Annotated in this window: 16 protein-coding genes; 5 read left to right on the top strand and 11 right to left on the bottom strand. The window is 61.9% G+C overall.

Going from position 1 to position 21,043, the window contains the following annotated elements; all coding sequences use genetic code 11:
- Positions 1-24: 24 nt before the first annotated feature.
- From AC1D13_RS21410 to AC1D13_RS21420, 3 genes are read left to right on the top strand one after another with little or no spacing between them, the layout of a single operon-like run.
- Positions 25-981 carry an ABC transporter substrate-binding protein gene (locus tag AC1D13_RS21410; protein WP_457281022.1) on the top strand — a complete coding sequence of 319 codons (957 nt, stop codon included), beginning with the start codon at positions 25-27 and terminating at the stop codon, positions 979-981.
- A gap of 12 nt (positions 982-993) precedes the next feature.
- A complete protein-coding gene (locus AC1D13_RS21415; RefSeq protein ID WP_457281023.1) occupies positions 994-1,773 on the top strand; it encodes an ABC transporter permease in 780 nt (259 codons plus the stop codon).
- Positions 1,770-2,579: an ABC transporter ATP-binding protein gene (locus tag AC1D13_RS21420; RefSeq protein WP_477666642.1), complete on the top strand. Its 810-nt coding sequence runs from the start codon at positions 1,770-1,772 to the stop codon at positions 2,577-2,579. The genes AC1D13_RS21415 and AC1D13_RS21420 overlap by 4 nt, the downstream gene beginning before the upstream one ends.
- Here AC1D13_RS21420 and AC1D13_RS21425 read toward each other — a convergent pair.
- The 4 genes from AC1D13_RS21425 to AC1D13_RS21440 form a co-directional block, all read right to left on the bottom strand.
- Positions 2,576-3,991 (bottom strand): MFS transporter, encoded by a 1,416-nt coding sequence (locus AC1D13_RS21425; RefSeq protein WP_457281025.1) that lies wholly within the window; start codon positions 3,989-3,991, stop codon positions 2,576-2,578. The two genes, AC1D13_RS21420 and AC1D13_RS21425, sit on opposite strands and share 4 nt — an antisense overlap.
- A 337-nt stretch (positions 3,992-4,328) precedes the next feature.
- Entirely contained in the window at positions 4,329-4,901 is a 573-nt protein-coding gene (locus AC1D13_RS21430) for a hypothetical protein (RefSeq protein ID WP_457281026.1), read from the bottom strand.
- Positions 4,902-4,970: 69 nt separating this feature from the next.
- Entirely contained in the window at positions 4,971-5,192 is a 222-nt protein-coding gene (locus AC1D13_RS21435) for a CsbD family protein (RefSeq protein WP_457281027.1), read from the bottom strand.
- A gap of 482 nt (positions 5,193-5,674) precedes the next feature.
- Entirely contained in the window at positions 5,675-7,285 is a 1,611-nt protein-coding gene (locus AC1D13_RS21440; RefSeq protein ID WP_477690266.1) for an ABC transporter permease, read from the bottom strand.
- Positions 7,286-7,409: 124 nt separating this feature from the next.
- Here AC1D13_RS21440 and AC1D13_RS21445 point away from each other — a divergent pair, with 124 nt between their 5' ends.
- Entirely contained in the window at positions 7,410-8,504 is a 1,095-nt protein-coding gene (locus AC1D13_RS21445; protein WP_457281029.1) for an ABC transporter ATP-binding protein, read from the top strand.
- Positions 8,505-8,508: 4 nt separating this feature from the next.
- On the opposite strand, the gene AC1D13_RS21450 is transcribed toward AC1D13_RS21445, so the two are convergent.
- From AC1D13_RS21450 to AC1D13_RS21475, 6 genes are all read right to left on the bottom strand, one after another.
- Positions 8,509-9,255: a lysophospholipid acyltransferase family protein gene (locus tag AC1D13_RS21450; RefSeq protein WP_477690267.1), complete on the bottom strand. Its 747-nt coding sequence runs from the start codon at positions 9,253-9,255 to the stop codon at positions 8,509-8,511.
- Positions 9,256-9,269: 14 nt separating this feature from the next.
- A complete protein-coding gene (locus AC1D13_RS21455; RefSeq protein WP_477690268.1) occupies positions 9,270-10,577 on the bottom strand; it encodes a dihydroorotase in 1,308 nt (435 codons plus the stop codon).
- Between the two features lie 17 nt (positions 10,578-10,594).
- Positions 10,595-11,557 carry an aspartate carbamoyltransferase catalytic subunit gene (locus tag AC1D13_RS21460; protein WP_457281032.1) on the bottom strand — a complete coding sequence of 321 codons (963 nt, stop codon included), beginning with the start codon at positions 11,555-11,557 and terminating at the stop codon, positions 10,595-10,597.
- 66 nt (positions 11,558-11,623) lie between these two features.
- Positions 11,624-12,127 carry a bifunctional pyr operon transcriptional regulator/uracil phosphoribosyltransferase PyrR gene (gene pyrR, locus AC1D13_RS21465; RefSeq protein ID WP_457281033.1) on the bottom strand — a complete coding sequence of 168 codons (504 nt, stop codon included), beginning with the start codon at positions 12,125-12,127 and terminating at the stop codon, positions 11,624-11,626.
- Complete coding sequence (gene ruvX, locus AC1D13_RS21470; protein ID WP_457281034.1) at positions 12,124-12,546, bottom strand: Holliday junction resolvase RuvX; 423 nt, start codon at positions 12,544-12,546, stop codon at positions 12,124-12,126. Before ruvX ends, pyrR begins: the two co-directional genes overlap by 4 nt.
- Positions 12,543-13,130, bottom strand: a complete 588-nt coding sequence (locus AC1D13_RS21475) for a YqgE/AlgH family protein (protein WP_457281035.1) — start codon at positions 13,128-13,130, stop codon at positions 12,543-12,545. The genes ruvX and AC1D13_RS21475 overlap by 4 nt, the downstream gene beginning before the upstream one ends.
- 109 nt (positions 13,131-13,239) lie before the next feature.
- Between AC1D13_RS21475 and AC1D13_RS21480 the strand changes: the two genes are divergently transcribed.
- On the top strand, positions 13,240-14,712 hold the full coding sequence (locus AC1D13_RS21480) for a cryptochrome/photolyase family protein (protein ID WP_457281036.1): 1,473 nt from the start codon (positions 13,240-13,242) through the stop codon (positions 14,710-14,712).
- An 83-nt stretch (positions 14,713-14,795) separates the two neighbouring features.
- Here the strand turns inward: AC1D13_RS21480 and AC1D13_RS21485 are convergent, their stop codons facing one another.
- Positions 14,796-20,978 (bottom strand): hybrid sensor histidine kinase/response regulator, encoded by a 6,183-nt coding sequence (locus tag AC1D13_RS21485; protein ID WP_477690269.1) that lies wholly within the window; start codon positions 20,976-20,978, stop codon positions 14,796-14,798.
- Between the last annotated feature and the right edge of the window lie 65 nt (positions 20,979-21,043).

Genomic DNA, 21,043 nt, shown 5'->3' on the forward strand with positions numbered 1-21,043 from the left:
GATACCCCCAACAGGAGCAACTTCATGAAGAAACAACTCGCCCTTTCGATGCTGGCCGGCGTCGCAGCTCTCGCCATGGGCAGCGCCCACGCGCAAGAAACCAAAGTCGCCGTCGGTATCTCCGGCTGGACAGGTTTTGCCCCGCTGACCCTGGCCAAAGAAGCCGGCATCTTCAAGAAGAACGGGCTTGATGTGTCGATCAAAAAGATTCCACAAAAAGACCGCCACCTGGCGATTGCTTCAGGTGACGTGCAGTGCGCCGCCACCACAGTCGAGACCTGGGTGGTGTGGAACGCCAACGGTGTGGCCACCACGCAGATCTTCCAGCTCGACAAGAGCTACGGCGCAGACGGCATGGTGGTCAAGCCCGCCATCACCAAAATCACTGACCTCAAAGGCAAAACCGTGGCCGCCAGCGCGCCCGGCACCTCGCCCTATTTCGCCCTGGCGTGGATGCTGAAGAAAAACGGCATGAGCACCAAGGACGTGAAGGTAGTCAACCTTGAGCCGCAGGCCGCGGCAAACGCCATGATTGCCGGCACCGACGGCGTGGATGCCGCGATGACTTACGAGCCCTACCTGGGCGCAGTGCGCGCCAAGCCAGAGGCCGGCAAGATCCTCGCCACCACACTTGACTACCCCATGGTGATGGACACCTTCGGTTGCACGCCCAAGTTCCTGTCTGAAAACCCCAAGGCTGCCAAGGCCCTGGCCGACAGCTACTTTGAGGCCGTCGAGATGATCCAGAAAGAACCGAAAAAGAGCTTCGAAATCATGGGCGCCGACGTGAAGCAGACCGGCGAAGCCTTTGAGGCCTCGTCCAAATACCTGCGCTGGCAAGACCGCGCGGCCAACCAGAAATTCTTTGCCGGCGAACATGCCGCCTTCAGCAAGGAAGCGGCTGACCTGCTGCTGGAAGCCGGCATCATCAAGGCGCTGCCTGATATGAGCAAGCTCGCCGACACGCGTTTTCTCAAGTAAGCACGCGAAAGCATGCGGCCACTACAACCCGTCTCGCCCGGCGCGCGCATCGCGCTGGGTGTGAGTTTCTTCGTTCTCTTCTTCGTGGTGTGGGCCATCTTCACGCTGGGCGGCTATGTCTCCAAGACATTTCTGGCCGACCCCATCACCATGGTTAAGTCAGGTTACGACCTGCTGGCCAACCAGGGTTTCGCCAAGGACATTGGCATGACGGTCTGGCGGGTACTGGGCGGCTTTGCGATTGCCGCCTTGCTGGCCGTTCCGCTGGGGGTGATGATGGGCGCCTACAAACCGGTTGAAGCGTTCTTTGAACCCTTTGTGAGCTTTGCGCGTTACCTGCCCGCCTCTGCGTTTATTCCGCTGCTCATCCTCTGGGCAGGTATCGGAGAGGCACAGAAGCTCGCCGTGATTTTTATCGGCTCCTTCTTTCAACTGGTGTTGATGATTGCCGTGAGCGTCGGCAATACCCGGCGCGACCTGGTCGAGGCGGCCTACACGTTGGGCGCGGCCGACCGCGGCATCGTGGTGCGCGTGCTGCTGCCCAGTGCAGCGCCCGAGATTGCCGAGACCTTGCGCATGGTACTGGGCTGGGCCTGGACCTATGTGATCGTCGCGGAGCTGATAGGCGCGTCCAGCGGCATCGGCCACATGATCACTGACAGCCAGGCACTGCTAGCGACAGACCAGATCATCTTCGGCATTATCGTCATTGGTGTATTCGGCCTGGTCACCGACCTGGTATTTAAAGCGCTCAATAGAAAACTTTTCCCGTGGGCTCAGTTAGGCCGATGACTTCTTCCTCCACACCGATCCTGACCGTCAACCAGCTGTCGAAAACCTTTGCCGCCAACAAGGGCCCCGGCACCGTCGCGCTGCAAGCAACTGATCTGGCGGTTGCCGAGAACGACTTCATCACCATCCTCGGCCCTTCAGGCTGCGGCAAGTCCACCCTGCTGCGCATGGTCGCCGGGCTGGACATCCCCACAAGCGGCACCATCGTGCTGGACGGCAAACCCATAGCGGGCCCTGGCGCGGACCGCGGCATGGTGTTCCAGAGCTACACGCTCTTTCCGTGGCTCACGATTTTGCAAAACGTCTGCTTTGGCCTGCGGGAAAAAGGCATGCCACTGGAAAAGCAGCACGATATCGCGCACCAATTCATCAAGAAGGTCGGACTGCAGGGATTTGAGAACCATTTCCCCAAGCAGCTCTCGGGCGGCATGCAACAACGCACAGCACTCGCTCGTGCCCTTGCCAACAACCCGCGCATCCTGCTGATGGACGAGCCCTTCGGCGCACTCGACCATCAGACGCGCGAGCTGATGCAGGAGCTGCTGCAAGGCATCTGGGAGGCCGAGCAGAAAACCGTGCTGTTCGTGACGCATGACATCGATGAGGCCATCTTTATGGGCAGCCGCGTGGTCGTCATGAGCGCAAGACCGGGCCGCATCAAGTGCGACATTGCGGTGCCCCTGGAGCATCCACGGCATTACTCGGTAAAGACGACCCCGGTTTTCACGGATCTCAAGGCAAAACTTACCGAAGAAATCCGCGTCGAGGTGCACCGGGCGGCGGGCCTGCAGGCGCCCGTCGTTTAATCCGTCTGAGTTTTGGTTCGTGCTGCCTGCGTCATGCGCAAGGCGCTGCAAACACCGGCCGTGGCGGCAAAGGCAGCGGCCAGCCAAAGGGCAATCAAGGGACCCTGACCGCCTTCGCCGGGACTGGACACGGCAAAAATCATCGCCAGCAAAACCGCGCCCAATGTCTGTCCCGTCAAACGCGCCGTGCCCAGCATGCCGCTGGCGCCGCCGCTGCGGTGTGCGGGCGCCGAGGTGATGATGGTGTGGTTGTTGGGTGACTGAAAGAGGCCGTAGCCGATGCCGCACAGCGCCATGCGCCAGACGATGTCGGCCTGCGCCGGATGCACGGGCAACACGGCCAGCAACACCAACCCCAGGCAGAGCATGGCCATGCCAACGCCGCCCAGCAGGCCGCCTGGATAGCGCCCTATGAGCCGGCCCACCAGCGGCGAAGTCACCACAATCGCCAGCGGCCAGGCGGTGAGCAGCAAGCCCGCCTCGAGGTGGCTGAAGCCGTAGCTGCCCAGCAGCAAAAAGGGCAGACAGATATAGGCCAGCGTCTGCGCGCAGAAGGCGCCTATCGACGTGCCCATGGACAGCGCGAACACGGGAATGCGCAGCAAATCAAGCGGGAATAGCGGCACGGGCATGGCCAGCTGGCGGCGCACGTAGATCACGCCGATGACGATTCCGGCGGCCAGCTCGGCCAGCGGCAGCCACAAGGATGATGCAGCACCCGGCACAGCTTCCACACGTACACCCAGGCCGTCTACGCCCAGGAACACCAGGCCGAACATCAGGGCGTTGAGCACCACATCGACCAGTGAGAGCTTGAGGCTCTCTGCCTTGGCGGTGTTCTCGGGCAGGGCCTTTCGACCCCACCACAACGACATCAGGCCGAATGGCACATTGAGCGCAAACAGCCACGGCCACGAACCGACGGAAAGAATGCCGGCCGCAATCGACGGGCCGGCCACCGAGGCGGTGGCCACCACCAGCGAGTTAATGGCGATGCCGCGGCCGAGCAGGTGTTTGGGGTAGATGAGCCGAACCAGCGCGGTGTTGACGCTCATGAGGCCAGCCGCGCCCAAGCCCTGCAGCACGCGGGCCAGCGCCAGTGTGGTCAATGAATCAGCCAGCGCACAGAGCAGCGAGGCCAGCGTGAACACGGCCATGCCCGCCAGGTAAACGCGACGGTAACCGATGATGTCGCCTAATGTGGCCAGCGGCAGCAAGAGCGCCAGCGTGGCGACCTGGTAGGCGTTGACGACCCAGATGGACTGGGCGGGCGCGGCGTTCAGTTCTCGGGCGATGTCCGGCAGCGCCAGGTTGACGATGGTCCCGTCGAGCACCGCCATGACAATACCGAGAACGATGACCAGCAACGCACGCAAGCGTTCGCGAGCGGGCAAACCATCCTGAACAATCATGCGTACCTTTGCTGGAACTGATGGGGATCAGGGCAGTCGCCATGAAGGCAGCCGCTGAATCCCAAAGGCCCCGATTTTACGGGCGCAGGATGGGATGCGCAGCGCGGGGGCCGCTGAGGGAAAATGCCGCGCGCGGGCTCAGGCGCATGGCCTGCGGTCGGTGGCTTTTCGCGGTCTTCGTGCCATTTTTTGCACAAATTGCCGACAGATCATTCGCATCGTGCGCAAGCAGCTATTCATTTGATAGCAAGGAATAAAAAATCCCGGGCTGCAAATGCAGGACCGGGATTGGGGTTGCCATTCCGACAGGCCTTGCCGAGGCCAACCGGTGGGCAGCTTACTTCATGCCGTACTTCGCCTTGGCATCGTTCTGGCAGCTGTCCTTGGCGGTTCCGGTGAGGGCATCGCAGCGCTCTTTGGCGGCCTTGTAATCGGCCTCGCGCTTTTCGGCGTTGGCGTCCTTCCTGGCTTCGGTCACTTTTTCAGTCTTGTTCTTGCTGGTGTCGGCTGAGGTCTTGGCGACCTTGGCGTCTTCCTTGGCTTTGACGTGGGCCGCTTTGGCATCTTTCACGCAGACGTCCTTGTCATTGCCTTTCAGGTCGTCGCACTTTTCCTTGGCGGCGTCGTAGGCGGCATCGCCTTTGGCCAGAGCCACCTTTTCGGTGTTGCGCGGGCTGGGCTTGTACTGGGCTTCCAGTTCGGCCTTGGCGACTTTTTCAGCGCCTTTGGCTTCGGCCACGCAGATGTCTTTGGCATTGTCTTTCAAGGTGGCGCACTTGTCGCGACCGGCTTTGTAGTCGGCCGAGATGCGGTCGCTCTGGGCTTTATGTTCCTCTTTGGTCATAGCCAGGGCCTGGCCGGCAAAAGCGCAAGACATCACGGCTGTCAGCATCAGCAATTTGGTTTTCATGGATTTTCCTTTGGATGAGTTGGAGTTATGGATTGGTTGGGGATGGACCCTGGAGCGCTCAACGGCGGATCAATAACGCTCAAAAAAATCGGTCGGGTTGCGGTCCTTCCAGGCGGCGACCTGCTTCTCAGCCTCATCCTTGCTGAGGCCGTGGCGCTCCTGGATGCGGCCCAGCAACTGGTCGCGTTTGCCGGCGATCACATCAAGGTCGTCGTCAGTGAGCTTGCCCCACTGTTCTTTGACCTTGCCTTTGAATTGAAGCCAGTTGCCTTCCACGCGGTCTTTGTTCATGGTGTCCTCCTGAACGTCAATTGATAAATTCGCCCGTGGCACTGATGTCCTATTCGCTGCGTGCTACTTCCCGGGCGGCATATTCACACCATAAGTTCGTTCTTTTTCTCCCACCGTAGGTCCCCGTATTTGATGAGCGTAGGTTCATGCTTACAGGGCTGTGTGCCGCGCTGCGAGAGCGCGCCATTGCGCGAAGGAAAGCAACAAAATTCGCAACGGCTTCCTGGCCGGAACATAGTTGCATAGCACGCTGGCCAGCCAAGGCAAGAACGGTTTTTCTTTCGACATCAAGGGGGTGCGAGGTGCCAACACCAAAGATGAAAAAGCGCAGTACGTCGCGAAGCCTTTTCCTCCTTCTGCAAGCTGCTGGGCAATGTGCACGATGTGCGCGCCGAAGCCTGCGGCTTGGTGGCCCGACACAGGAATACCGCTACATCAAGGCCAAGGCCTGAGTGCGGGTGACGGGGACAGGCTGGTTGCGTTTACTTAGACCGCAGTGTGCGGCTGAGCAGCGCGACGGGCAGCAAACCCACCAGCACCAGCGCCAGCGCGGGCAAGGCGGCCTCACCGAGCCGCTCGTCGCGCGCGAGCTGGTAGGTGATCACGGCCAGGGTGTCGCTGTTGAAGGGCCGCAGCACCAGCGTGGCGGGCAGCTCTTTCATCACATCGACAAACACCAGCAAGCCGGCCGCCGCGACCGAGCGCTTGAGCAGCGGCCAGTGCACGCGGCTGAGGATGCCCATACCGCTGGTGCCCAGCATGCGCGCGCTGTCGTCAAAGCTGGCCGGGATGCGCGAGTAGCCGCTTTGCAGGCTTTGCAGTGCCACGGCGCTGAAGCGCACCAGGTAAGCCCAGACCACGCCGAGGATGGTGGCGGTGACCCAGTAGCCCGCGCTTGTCTGCGGCGCGGCGGATTGCAGCCAGCTCACAGGCAGCAAGAGGCCCACCACAATCACCGCGCCGGGCACGGCATAACCCAGACCCGCCAGGTGCACGGCAGCGCGGGTGAGCAGGCCCGGTTGCCGGCGCACCGCAAAGGCCAAGCCCAAGGCAAGCGCGGTGGCCAACAGCGCGCTCAAGCCTGCGAGGCCAATGCTGCTGAGCGTCCAGCCAATGAATTTGTCCCAAAGCAGGTTGTCCCAGCCCAGCGCCAGCGGGCTCAGCATAAAGAGCACCGGCAGCACAAAGCCCAGCGCGATGGGCACGGCGCACACGAGCCAGGCCGAAACGGCGCGCAGGCCGCGCAACTGCGCGGGGGCCGCGTCTTGCGCGCCCGCGCGTGCACCGCGGCCGGTGGCAAAGCGCATGCGCTTTTGCGCGCTGTGCTCTATCCACAGCAGCAGCGCGACAAAGAAAAGCAGCACGGTCGCCAGCTGCGCCGCAGCGATGCGGTTGTCCATCGAGAGCCACGCCTTGTAGATGCCGGCGGTGAAGGTCTGGATGCCGAAATAGCTGGAGACGCCGAAGTCGGCCAGTGTTTCCATGAGCGCCAGCGCCACACCAGCGGCCACGGCAGGCCGCGCCAGCGGCAGCGCTACACCGCGGATGCGGCGCGACAGCGGTGCGCCCAGCAGGCGCGCCGCTTCCATCAGGTGCACGGCGCGCTCAGACAGGGCCGTGCGCGCAAGCAGGTACACATAGGGGTAGAGCGCGACGGTGAAGACCAGTACGGCACCCCCCAGGCTGCGCACCTCGGGCAGCAGCCGGCCCTGCAGGCCGAAGCTGGCACGCAGCCAGGTCTGCAGCGGGCCGGCGTATTGGAGAAAGTCGGTATACGCATAGGCCAGCACATAGGCCGGCATGGCCAGCGGCAGCAGCAAGGCCCACTCAAACACCCGGCGCCCGGGGAAATCAAACAGCGTGACCATGCTGGCGGTGGCCATTCCCACCACCGCCACGCCAAAGGCCACGCACAGGCACAGCAGCAGTGATGTGCGCGTGTAATCGGGCAACACGGTCTGCAGCATCTGCAGCAGGATGGATTGCGCATCGCTGTTGAACTGCAGCCAGGACAAGGCGACGGCCAGCACCGGCAGCGTCAGCAGCCCAACCAGCAAAAACAGCACAACAGAAGGGAAATATCGGCGAAACATGGAGCCCCGGAAAGCCTCAGCAAAAAGGCCTCTCGCGGGAAGGAGCCCTGCCCCCGCCTGCGTTCGCCACGCTTTTGCAGTCAGTCACTGCAAATGAGAATTGTAAGCATCTACAATTGTCTGCATGTTTCTGGATATCTCCCAGTTGGGCGTGCACTACGCCGGCCGCTCAAAACCCGCCGTGGACGGCGTGTCGTTCAGCCTCCAGGCAGGGGAAATCGGCGTTCTGATCGGGCCTTCAGGTTGCGGCAAAACCACCTTGCTGCGCGCAGTGGCTGGCCTTGAACGGGCCAATGCCGGCAGCATTACGCTGGCAAAGGATGTGGTGAGCACCGCCGCCTTGCATGTGCCGGCCGAATCCCGCCGCATTGGCATGGTGTTTCAGGACTACGCGCTGTTTCCGCATCTGGATGCCGCGCACAACGTGGCCTTCGGGCTCACTCATCTAACACCCGCTCAGCGCAAGCAGCGCGTCGGAGACGTGCTGGAGCTGGTCGGCTTGGGCAATGTGCACAAGCGCTTTCCGCATGAGCTTTCAGGCGGCCAGCAGCAACGCGTGGCACTGGCGCGCGCGCTGGCGCCGCAGCCACGCCTGCTGCTGCTGGATGAGCCTTTTTCCAACCTGGACGTGGACCTGCGCGAGCGACTGGCGCACGAGGTGCGCGGCATCCTGAAGGCGGCTGGCGCCACAGCGCTGTTCGTCACACATGACCAGCTGGAGGCTTTTGCCATCGGCGACCGCATCGGCGTAATGCACCAGGGCAAACTGCACCAGTGGGATGAGGCTTATGCGCTGTACCACCGCCCTGCCACCCGATTTGTGGCTGACTTCATCGGCCATGGGGTCTTCGCACAAGCCCATATCGAGCAACACGGTGACGACGTGGTGGTGCATACCGCGCTCGGTGACCTGACGGACATGCTGGAGTGCCCGCTGCCCGGGGCGTACGCCGGCGGCTTGTGCGATGTGCTGCTGCGTGCCGACGACATCGTGCATGATGACAACGCCCCGGTGAAGGCGCAGATCGTGCGCAAGGCGTTTCGCGGCTCGGAGTTTTTGTATACGCTCAAGCTGCAGACTGGCGAGACGGTGATGGCGCATGTGCCGTCGCACCACAACCACGCGCTGGGCGAGTGGATAGGCATACGTGCCGAGGTCGACCATGTGGTGACCTTTCCGCGCGAAGTTGGCGCGGCGCCGGCTATAACACCAGCCTGACGTTTCAGCGTCCTTGCGTCTGCCTCAGACGCTCAATGTCCTCGCGCAGCGTCTGTGCCCACACCCGCCGGGTCTGGCCTTGCGGGGCCTGCGCCTGGCCAAAGGTGACGACCGCCTTGAGCGGCGGCGCAGTCAGGGTGCGCCAGATCGATCCGACCAGCGTCTCGTCATCCACATAACTGGGGGCGAAGCTGGTTGCGCCGCTGGCGGCGTCGATGAACTTCAGCGCCACCGGCTGCACCGGCACAGACGCTTCAATGGCCGCCTGGATGAGGTTGGCGTGAAAGTGCTTGAGGGTGATGCCGTCGCCGGTGGTGCCTTCAGGAAACACCGCCAGGATGTCGCCCGCGCGAAGGCGGTCCGCCATTTGCGTGACGACGCGATGGGCGTCGCGCCGGGACTCGCGCTCGATATACAGCGAACCTGCGCCGTCGGACAGCGTGCGCACGAAGGGCCAGTCCCGCACATCCGCCTTGGAGACAAAGCGGCAATGACGCGAGGCATGCATCACCAGGATGTCCAGCCACGAAATATGGTTGGCCACCAGCAACACCGGGCCGGTGGCCGGCGGCGTGCCATTGACCACCAGTTCAATGCCCACGATGCGCAGCATGGCCCCGGCCCATGCCTGTACGCGGGCCTCCTGCTCAGCCTGGGGTAGTTTGGGGAAAGCAGTCTTGATCGTCCAGAAACCCTGGACGGCATGCACGGTGGCGCGCAACAAGGTCCCACAAAAGTGAAGCCATTTCATAAGGAAGCAGCGCCTCAGTGCGAAGCGTCAGGAGCTTCATAAGCGAGCTGTCCGCCCACGATGGTCCAGCGCACACGCGCAGGCATCTGGTGACCTGAGAACGGTGTGTGCTTGCCCTGGCTGCGCAAGGCGGCGGGCTCGACTGTCCATTCACCGGTGGGGTCAAACACGCAGATATCGGCCACGCCGCCTTTAACGAGCTGCCCCGCGCTGGCCTGCAGCGTGCCAAGCGCGTTGCCCAGCACTCGCGCGGGTTCACTCGTGAGCACTGCCAGCGCGCGCTGCAGACCAACATCGCTGTCAGTACCCCATTTGCAGGCCAGGCCCAGCAGCAATTCAAGCCCCGTGGCGCCGGGCTCAGCCTCGGCAAAGGGCAGGGTTTTGGCGTCTTCGTCGACGGGCGTGTGGTCTGACACCAGTGCGTCGATAGTACCGTCGGCCAGTCCCTGGCGGATGGCGTCGCGGTCGCGCTGCTGGCGCAGCGGCGGGTCCAGCCGCATCCGGCTGTCGAAGTAGCCGATGTCCACGTCGGTCAAGTGCAGGCTGTTGATGCTGACATCGCAGGTCACGGCCAGGCCTTCTGCCTTGGCCTTGGCCACCAGAGCCACACCCGCGGCGCTGCTGATGCGGCACAGGTGCACGCGCGCGCCGGTGGCCCGCACCAGTTCGAAGATGGTGTGCAGCGCAATGGTCTCAGCGGCAACCGATACGCCGCTCAGGCCCAGGCGTGTGGCCAGTGGGCCGCTGGCGGCGACGCCGCTGCCCAGGTACATCTCCTGCGGGCGCAGCCAGACGGTGTAGCCGAAGGTCGAGGCGTATTGCAGGGCGCGCATCATGACTTGCGTGTTGGCCAGCGGCACCTCTGCCTGGCTGAAGCCCACGCAACCCGATTCCGTCAATTCGACCATCTCGGTCAGCGTCTCACCCTTGAGAGCACGCGTCAGCGCGCCCAGCGGGAACACGCGCGACTGGTGCAGCTTTTCAGCGCGGAACTTGAGCATTTCAACGAGGCCGGGCTCGTCGAGCACCGGATCGGTATCAGGCGGGCAGACAAGGCTGGTCACGCCGCCAGCGACGGCCGCGGCCAGTTCGCTTTCGAGCATGCCTTCGTGCTCGTGCCCAGGTTCTCGCAAGCGGGCGGACAAGTCGATCAGACCGGGGGCGACGATGCAGCCCGTGGCATCAATCGTCTTGTTGGCCGCGAAATCAGCAGGCGTGCCTTTGAGCGAGACGATACGGCCCGCGGCAATTGCCACGTCGCAGATCTCGTCGAACTTGGAAGCCGGGTCGATAACGCGGCCGTTCTTGATGAGTATCTTCATTCTTTTTTTCTCCGCGTTCAGGCTTCATTCCCAGCGACGATGCTCATCACCGCCATTCGGACCGCGATACCAAAAGTCACTTGCGGCAGGATCACACTTTGCGTTCCGTCGACCACGGCGGAATCAATTTCAACACCGCGGTTGATGGGGCCCGGGTGCATGACAATGGCGTCTGACTTGGCCAGTTTCAATTTTTCGGTGGTGAGGCCGAAGCTCTTGAAGAACTCCTGGCTGCTGGGCAATAGCGCGCCGGACATGCGTTCGTTCTGCAGCCTGAGCATGATGATTACGTCGGCGTCCTTGATACCTTCTTCGAGCGTATTGCAGACGCGCACGCCCATCTGCGCCATGTCGGCGGGCACGAGGGTCTTGGGGCCGACCACGCGCACTTCGGGGCAGCCCAGCGTGGTGAGTGCATGGATGTCGGAACGCGCCACGCGCGAGTGCAGCACGTCACCGACGATGGCGACCGTGAGCTTGCTGAAATCTTTCTTGTAGTGCCGGATGGTGTACATGTCGAGCAGGCCCTGCGTGGGGTGCGCGTGGCGACCGTCGCCGGCATTGATGACGTGCACATGCGGTGCGACGTGCTGGGCAATCAGGTAGGGTGCGCCCGATTCGCTGTGACGCACCACAAAAAGATCGGCGGCCATGGCGCTCAGGTTGGCGATGGTGTCGAGCAGCGACTCGCCCTTGGAGGCCGATGAGCGCGCGATGTCCAGGTTGATGACATCGGCCGACAGCCGCGTGGCGGCGATTTCGAAGGTGGTGCGGGTGCGGGTGGAGTTTTCAAAGAAAAGATTGAAGACACTCTTGCCGCGCAGCAGCGGGACTTTTTTGACTTCGCGGTTGTTGACGCTGACGAAGTTGGCGGCGGTGTCGAGTATCTGCGTCAAGGTGGCCTTGGGCAGGCCTTCAATCGACAGCAGGTGGATCAGCTCGCCGTTTTTGTTGAGTTGCGGATTTCGTCGATACAGCATGTGATGGACTCCTTGGGGTCTCTTGGTTTTTTGGGGGTGGCCTGGCAGTAATAGTGATGGTGACGATCAGCCCTGAACCTGGAAGCTGAACTTGCCGTCCTCTGCGCGGGCCAGCTCAAGCGACTGCGAGGCGGGCAAGGCCACGCGCGCCACCGCCAGGTCGGGCTGCACCGGCAGCTCGCGCCCGCCGCGGTCCACCAGTACGACCAGCTTGACACTGGCGGGCCGGCCGTAGTCAAACAACTCATTGAGCACCGCGCGGATGGTGCGGCCGGTGTAGAGCACGTCGTCGACTACCACCAGGTGGGCGCCGTTCACGTCAAAGGGCAGCAGGGTCTGGCCGCTGGAGGCCAAGCCCCGCTGCGAGAAATCGTCGCGGTGCATGGAGGAAGACAGCACGCCGGCTTCGCCCTCCAGACCCAGGTCTTTTTGCAGGCGCTGTGCCAGCCAGGCGCCGCCGGAGGCCACGCCGACCAGCTTGGGCGGCAAGGGATAGGACGCCAGTTGCTGGCGCATGCCGCGCAGCAGGTCGTTGTATAGCGCCTCGGCGTCAAGGGTCAGGCTGCTCATGGGAAACTCCTTAAAAACTGCTCGAGAATGATGCAGGCCGAGGCCGCGTCGGCATCGACTGCGCCGCCGGCGAGTGCCTCGGTGGTGCTGTAGCGCTCATCCACCTCAAAGACCTGCAGACCGAAGCGCCCGCGAAGCTGGCGGGCGAACTTCTGCGCCCGCGCGGTATTGTCGTGGCTGGCACCGTCGGGGTGAAAGGGCACGCCGACGACGAGGGCGTCGGGCTGCCACTCCTTGATGCGCGTCTCGACGGCCTTGAGGCGGGCGTCGCCACCTTCAGCGTTGATGGTGGGCTGGGGGGTGGCGGTACGGGTCAGCACGTTGCCGGTGGCAACGCCGGTGCGCTTGAGACCGAAGTCGAAAGCCAGAAAGGTTTGGAGGCCAGTGGCCCGAGGGGAAGGCATGGCCGCAAGGCTCATGCGTGACCGGCCTCGGGAGAGAGCATCCAGCTTTGCAGGCCCAGCAGCATGAGCGCCTTGTCGTAGCGTTGCTCTACCGGTGTGTCGAAAATCACACCGACGTCGGCAGCGACCGTGAGCCAGCTGTTGTCCGAGATTTCCGATTCCAGCTGGCCTTCACCCCAGGCCGAATATCCGAGGGAGACAAACACCCTGCGCGGGCCGGCGCCCGTGGAGAGCGCTTCCAGCACGTCTTTGGAGGTGGTCATTTCGAGGCCGCCGGGGATCGTCATCGTCGAGGCATAGACCGATTCGTTGCCCGGCATCATGGATTCGTGGAGAACAAAGCCCCGTTCGGTCTGGACCGGGCCGCCCTGGAATACCGGGGACTGGGTCAGGTCGTCGCGCCGCAGAGGCAACTCGACCTTGTCGAACAGGTTCTTGAGATTGATATCGCTGGGCTTGTTGATGACCAGCCCCAGCGCACCCCGGTCGCTATGTTCGCACATGTACACCACGCTCTTGGCAAAAGCTTCATCATCCATCCCCGGCATGGCAATGAGGAAGTGGTGCGTGAGGTTGATCGATGCAGAATCCGTGGCCATGGCGGGATTTTACGCCGGACGGGACGGCGCGGGGAGCCCACCCTGCCAGCCGCCCGCCAATCCGCGGGGGATCTAAGGCCGGATAGCCGCTTTTCGCTACGATGGCCGGATGCACAAGAAGTATGAAACGGGGTTAATGTGGTTCAGGCGCGACCTGCGGGTTCAGGACAACGCCGCTCTGTACCACGCGCTGAAGTCATGTAAGCAGGTGTATTGCGCACTTGTTTTTGACAAAGCCATTCTGGAGGCTTTGCCTCGAACTGACCGCCGCGTGGAATTCATACGGGAATCGGCACTGAGCCTGGATGGTCAACTGGAGAAGCTGGGCGCAGCGGCTGGCAGCCTAGGCGTCGGCCTGTTGACGGCCCATCACGATGCCGTGGACGCGGTGGTGCGGCTGGCGGCAGAGCTGGGCGCCGATGCCGTCTTTGCCAATCACGATGACGAGCCGCGGTCGCTGGCGCGCGACGCCGCAGTACAAGCGGCGCTCGAGGCCGGGGGCAAGGGCTTTTACAGCTTCAAGGACCACGTTATTTTTGAACGCCAGGAGGTGCTGACCCAGGCGGGCAAGCCTTACACCGTGTTCACGCCTTACAAAAATGCCTGGCTGAAGAAGGTGGACGACTTTTATCTCAAGCCTTATCCCGTCGAAAAGTATGCTGCGGCCCTGGCGTCCGTATCGACAAGCCGACGTCCGGTCCCATCACTGGGTGACCTGGGGTTTGAGGTCAACAACCTGACGGCGCTGAAAATTCCCACGGGCAGCGAAGGCGGTGCCCAGCTTTTGGGGGATTTCGTTGGCCGCATGGCGCAGTACAAGGAGGTACGCGACTTCCCTGCCGTCAAGGGCCCGAGCTACCTGGGCGTGCACCTTCGGTTCGGCACAGTGTCGATACGGCACATGGCTGCGTTCGCTTTAAACGCTGCAAAGCGAGGGAATGAAGGTGCCGCCACCTGGCTCAGCGAATTGATCTGGCGTGATTTTTACGCGCAGATCCTTGCCAATTTTCCGCACGCCGTCGGCAACGCGTTCAAGCCGGACTATGACGCGATACAGTGGGAGAGCGGCGATAAAGCCCAAGTGCTTTTCCAGGCCTGGTGCGAAGGCCGGACGGGCTACCCGCTGGTGGACGCGGCAATGGCCCAGATCAACCAGACGGGCTATATGCACAACCGCCTGCGCATGGTGACTGCCAGTTTTCTGGTGAAAGACCTTGGCATCGACTGGCGTTGGGGCGAACGTTACTTTGCCGAAAAGCTCAACGACTTTGACCTGTCGGCCAACAACGGCGGCTGGCAGTGGGCGGCAAGCACTGGTTGTGACGCGCAGCCTTATTTTCGCATCTTCAACCCGGTCAGCCAGAGCGAGAAGTTCGACGCCGCGGGTAAATTTATTCGCAAATACCTGCCGGTGCTGGCACAGCTGCCAGACAAGGCTTTGCACAGCCCTTGGCTAGCGAACCCGCTGGAGCTGGCCGCCGCGGGCGTGGTGTTGGGCCAAAACTACCCGACGCCCATCGTGCAGCACGACGAAGCGCGGGCGCTGACGCTGCAGCGCTATGCGGTCGTAAAAAAGGCCTGAGAGGAACTCTCAGGCCTTGCTATTATTTTAGGAGCTGCTTGCGCACGTTCTGCCTGGACTACAGCCTGATTTGGCTGTTTTTCTCAGGCAGAAGCGGCGGTTTCGGCGGCGCAGTAGTGGCGCACCAGACTCATCAACTCTTCTTCAGAGAACGGTTTGCCCAGATAGTGGTCGACGCCCAGCTCCTTGGCATGTTCACGGTGCTTCTCGGCGATGCGGGACGTGATCATGATGATGGGCAGGTTATTGAGGCGCACGTCAGCCCTGATGTTGCGCGCCAGGTCAAAGCCATCCATACGCGGCATTTCGATATCTGACAGCACCACGGCTGGCCGCTCTTCCTGCAGGCGTTCAAGCGCTTGCAGACCGTCGGCCGCCATGGAGACACGGTAGCCTTCACGCTGAAGCAGGCGTTGCGTAACCCGGCGAACCGTAATGGAGTCATCGACCACAAGAATCAACGGGATCTGCGGGGCGACAGGTGCCGACATCGTCGTTTTCGCGACGCTGCCGCTGCCGCCGTCGGTGGTTGCCGCGGTAGCGCCGGAGCCTTCAAGCATGTGCGGCTCGGCCCGGTCTGAACTCCATGCGCGCGCCTGCTGGCCATACACGGAAGCCAGCGCAACCGGGTTGTAAATCAGCACGACCGCACCGGAAGCCAGCACTGACATACCGGCCAGGCCAGGCAAACGGGACAACTGGGGGCCCAGGTTCTTGACCACAACCTCCTGGTTGCCCAACACTTCATCGACGTGCAGGGCAATGCGCTGTGCGGCGCTTCGGAAGATCACGACCGGTGTGGTTTTGCCCTGGGCTTCGGCGCTGTGGTGCGAGGCCTGCAGCAATGCGCCGGACCAGAAGAAGGGCATCGACTCACCGGCAATCTCCAGTGTGCCGGTGTTATAGGCTTGCTGCAGTTCTTTGGCCGAAGCGCGCCTGACGGTTTCCACAACGTTGGCAGGTACGCCGATTGAGAGATTGCCCGAGCGGATCATCACCACCTGCGTCACAGCAGTAGTCAGCGGGAGTACCAGCTTGAAGTGCGTTCCCTGACCGGCGACGGTGGAGGTTTCGATCCGGCCACCGAGCGCGTTGACTTCAGAGCGGACCACATCCATACCGATGCCGCGTCCTGCCAGCTCGGTCACTTGCGCGGCCGTAGAGAAGCCGGGCATGAAAATCAGGTTCGCGGCGTCGCCGTCTTCCAGCGGTTGATCAGCCGTGATCATCCCGAGGCTGACGGCCTTTTCGCGGATACGTGCCAGGTTCAAGCCGGCGCCGTCATCGCTGAAGTCAACCGAAACGTCGTTACCTTCCTGGCGCAAGTGAACGGTGATCAGGCCGACCGGGTCCTTGCCCGCATCGGTGCGAACCTGCGTACTTTCAATACCGTGGGCCACGCAGTTACGCAGCAAGTGCTCAAAGGCCGGCGTCATACGGTCCAGCATGCCGCGGTCCATTTCCATGGTGCCGCCCAGCAAGTCCAGGCGGACCTGCTTGCCGGTTTCCTTGGAAGCCTGGCGCACCACGCGGTAAAGACGCTCGGAGATGCCTTCGAACTCCACCATGCGGGTACGGAGCAAGTCGCGCTGCAGCTCTCGGGTCTGGCGAGCCTGAGCGATCAAGTCGTCTTCGGTGGCTTCCACCGTGCGCTGCAAGGTGCGCTGCACGGTTGCCACGTCATTCACCGACTCGGCCATCATTCGCGTCAGTTCCTGCACGCGGGTAAAGCGGTCGAACTCCAGCGGGTCGAACCCTGCCTGGGCTTCCTTGGCCTGAGCCAATCGCGACTGCATCTGGGTTTCAGCCTGCAACTCAATGTCCCGCAGCTGCTGGCGCAAGCGGTTCAAGTTACCGCTCATGTCGTTCAGCGAGCCCCGGAGCTGGCTGAGTTCGGCTTCCAGCCGGGAGCGCGTGATCATGACCTCACCAGCCTGATTCACCATGCGGTCAAGCAACTGGGAGCGCACGCGGATCGAGGCGTTGGCCGCCTGTCGCAGCGGCTGCATGGCCATGGTCTGCGGCGCAGGCACCGTGAGCTTGCGGCCCGCACCCACGGCAACCGGAGCGGCGCTCTCGGCTGGAGTTTCCTGCGCATCCACAATTGGAGCGGGCTTGTCCTGCGTGGTCGACTTCAGTACGGGCTCAACGGCCGCAATAGGCGCAACAGGCGTAATAGGCGTAAGCGTGACGGGGGCAGCCGCAGCAGCCGCATCAGCTCGGCGCAAGGCCTCAAATGTCGCTTCCATGGCGTCAAAACGCGTCATCAGGGGTTCGAATTCCTGGGTTGAAGCCGCATCAGAGCCGAGATGTTCGATTTCGGACTCAATCCGGTGAGCCATTTCGCCTAGCCGCAATGCACCTGCCAGCCGGGCGCTGCCTTTGAGCGTGTGAAGTGCGCGCAGGACTTCCATGCGTGCGCCCTGATTATCAGGACGTGAAGACCACTGCCGCAGTGCGCCCCCCAGCTGGGGCATGAGTTCTGCAGCCTCTTCTTCAAAAATCGGGAACAGGTCGGGATCAATCGCATCGACCGCATCGATTTCGTCGTCCTCGTCTTCCTCGAAGTTCGAGTTCACTGGTGCAGCCACGGTCGCTACCAGCCGGGCAGGCGGGGAGACGACAGCCGCAGGGGGAGGCACCGGCGTGACCTGAGCGGGGACCGGCATTTCAATTGCCTGAGCCAGGATCACTTCTGGTTCTGGCTCCGGTGAGCGCACTGGCTCTACAGAGACCGTTTCAACCTCCACCGATTCGGGGGAGAAGTCAAAGTCGGAAAAATCGTTACCCGGGGGCAAAACCGAATCAGAGAAATCGAGTTGCTTTAGCCTGTCAAGGATGGTTGCATCCGCCTCCTTGAGAAACCCGGCGGCAAATTGGTGCAGAAGCCGGCGGATGTCTTCCGCTGCATCAACAAATACCTGGCCATACCTGGCAGCGCCATTGCTGTGATGAACGCTGGACTGCTGCAAAGCCTGTTCAAGCGCCCGAGCCATTCCGGACAGGGCATGGAACCCGACAGTCGCGGAACTTCCCGCGAGGGAATGGGCCAGGGCGACGGTAGAGTCGCTGACCGGCTGGTTCAGCTCGAGCGCCCATTCGGCCACTTCAGTCACAAGCCGGCGTGACCATTCATCAGCTTCATTCAGATAGACGTTGTAAAGCGGAATTCCAATGCGCAAGGCACCGATGACCTTGACCTGTTCGTCACCATTGCCATCCAATGGCAGCACACTGTCAGTTGCATCGACATCATCCGTCTTCAGAACTTCGGCAGCCTGCAGGTGTTGCGGTTGCCCGGCCAGATCGGCGCCTTCGGCCGCTGTCGACAATTGTTGCTGCCCCTCAGGGGTGAAGTCAAAAACCACAGGCGCCGACTGTTCGGCCGCCACAGGCTCAGCCTGAAAGTGCTTGTCGAAATCCGCGTCCGACAGTTCGATCGCTTCTGTTGCATCCATCTCCGGGGACGCGAACGGCTCCGCCGCAGCGGGCTGCGTTGACGCAGGTGTTGTACCAGCCGTCGCAGAAACCGCGGACAGACTGCCGAAATCAATGCCTTCAATTTCTGCCACAGACGGACCTGCAGGCTCCACAGGGCTCGCAATCGCAGCTGTACCTTCCGACTCAAACATGAGGTCAAAATCCAAATCCGTCACGACGGCCGGGTCGGCAACAGGTTCAGCACCAGCAGTCTCGGGAACACCTGAATCCAGCTCCAGCTCAGGTGCCAGCGCTGTTGGCATTGCTGCCGCCACGGCGACCACAGGAACCTCGGCAATATCGACTACGGCAGTCACCAAGGGGCTGTAACGGCCCTCGGTGCGCATTGCATCGGCGCTGGCACGGAAAGTAGACGCCGACCACGAGCCATCGCGATTTCCTGCAATGTCTTCAATCCACTTTGCAAAACCGCCCATGGCTTCCAGCGACAAAGCCCGGAATTCATCCGTAGCAACCTTCTGGTCCGCCAGCCAGCTATTGAGCATCTGCTCAAGCGACCACGCCGCCTCGCCGAACTCGTTGAGCCCCACCATGCGGGAACTGCCCTTGAGCGTATGAAAAGCACGCCGCAAAACCGTGAGTTGAGATACATCGGCCGGATCATTGACCAGTGCAGCCAAAGCTTGCTGGCCGTTGCCGACAACTTCGCGTGCCTCCTCAAGAAAGATGTCACGGAGATCGTCTTCTTCAAAATCATCCGACGCGGCCGGGCTCTCAGGCGCCGCCTGCACCGGCGTTACGGCAAATGCCAAGGTCGTCAGCGCCTCCGCGGCAACACTCGCGTTGCTTCCGGAAACAGCGACGGCGGCTTCGCGCGCACTTTGGGCAAGCGCAGGCTGTTCGGCCAGCGCCGCATGCGTGGCCAGCGTGTCAAGTTTGAGCGTGAGGTTGTGGTCAGTTTCGCCAAGACCCGCATCCTGCACAACAGAAATCACTTCCTGTGACAGCACATCATTGTTGACCGTGACAGAGGTCGCCGCACTGGCGGCGTTCTGGGTACGGCCCATCAAAGGTTTGAGCTCGCCTTTTTCCGCGTCATAAACAAACAGTTTTTTCGCCAGCGCCGGCTGGTAATTCAACATGTCGATAAGGAAACTCAAGGCGCCAAGGTTGTTTCCGAGGTGCTCGAATGTTCCAGCCGCACGCGCGAGCTGTTCATCAATTTCAGTGACCAGCATCTGCTCGACGCTGTCTCGCATGCGCAGCACGGCGTGCGAGGCCTGGTCAAGCCCCAGTACCGACAGCACGCCACGCATTTGTGAAAGCTGGCCGGGCACGGATTGAAGCGCGACTTTGTCCTGCGGGTTGCGAAAAAACACATCAAGTGATTTTTCAAGCTCACCCAGCGACACACGCAACTCACCGACTACGCTGCCCATGGTCTGCTTGTCGCTGACCCGGCGATACAGTTCTTCCATCCAGCCTTCCAGGGGCTGTGGCTCACCGCCTGCACGGACGCCTTCCAGCCGCTCAGCAAGATTGGCTGTTCTCACAGCCAGCTGGGGATCGTTGGGATCCAGGTCATCAAAAGCGGCTTCAAGGTAAAGCACGGAGGTGGCCACTTCCATGGCCAGTTCTATTCCAGGGGCCTGACCAGACCGGACCGTCGTATCCACGGCGCGAGTCAATGCCTGCGCAAGTGGTTCGCTGGGCGGATGAAGCTTGAGCAGAGAATCCGTGACGAGGCTGAACTGGTCCGTCACGGACTTGAATTTATTGGCGTCCCCGGCGGAAAGCGACGACCAGGTTTCTTTCGCAGACGTGATGCGCTTGCGGGCCTGGGCGAGCAGAGCCGGATCAAAACGTCCGAACTGAACGAGCTCATAGTCCACCGGCTTGAAGCGGTTGAGACCATAGGCTGACCGGACTGCCGAAAGCGCAGGCGTGTCGCTGGCACGGGGAGAAACAGCCTGTGAACAGAAGAAGAGCAAATCCTGCGCCAGCCGATCAGATACCCCCGTATCACCCTTGGCAAGCGAGGCATACTGCATCAGGATTCGTGATGCAGCTCGCCGTACATAGATGTCCGACCCGAGCAACTCATGCGCGACCGCTTCGAAATAAGCCGCCGCGATCTTCCAGAATATCCTGGGTTGGCGGTCCGCCTGTCTGGCCGCAAATCCGAGGCTGAGCTCCTTCATTTTTTTGGCTGCCTGCGGTGCCTTACCCTTCATGATTTGAAGCACCGATTGATCCATGACAGCGCGAGCACCATCATCGTAATTGCGGGGCTCCGCTGTCGTCGCCAGTTCCGGCTCCAGCCAGCGCCACTCAAGCGGCCACAAGTCAGCCGGATGAATGCGGTCGGCCCGCACCAATTCCTGCACATCACGGTATTGGGGGAAAAGCGAAACGGGCGACACGGGCTTGTCGGCCAGCACACCTTCCAGATACTCGGTCAGCGCAAAACTGGCGCGTTCGATTTTGCCGGCAGCGTCCTGGCTGCATTGCTCAGGTTGCTGCACAAATTTCTGCACCGCAGCTTCCATCGCCCGCAACACCAACGCTGGCCCGGCAAGGCCCACCATTTCAAGCGCGCCCACGGCCTGATGCAGTTGCTGCCGTGCGATGCGCAACTGGCTGGCATCAAGCGCCGCAAGATCGGACCCACGCGCGGCTTCCGCGTCCCGCACAAAACGCTTCAGCGCTTTGGCAGCACCGTCCAGCGACTTGCGAAGTTCGTCAAGTACCCAGGCCAGGGGGCCCAGGTCATTGACAGCGAGGTCGAGCTCGGCAGCTGTTGAGTTCGGGACGTTGGATTGCATAGATAACGGGCCGGTTCAGGAATCGGTGTCAGGGGCGAAAGCTGCGTTCAGCGCACGACAAGCTG

The sequence above is a fragment of the Polaromonas sp. P1_E12 genome (genome assembly GCF_056405975.1).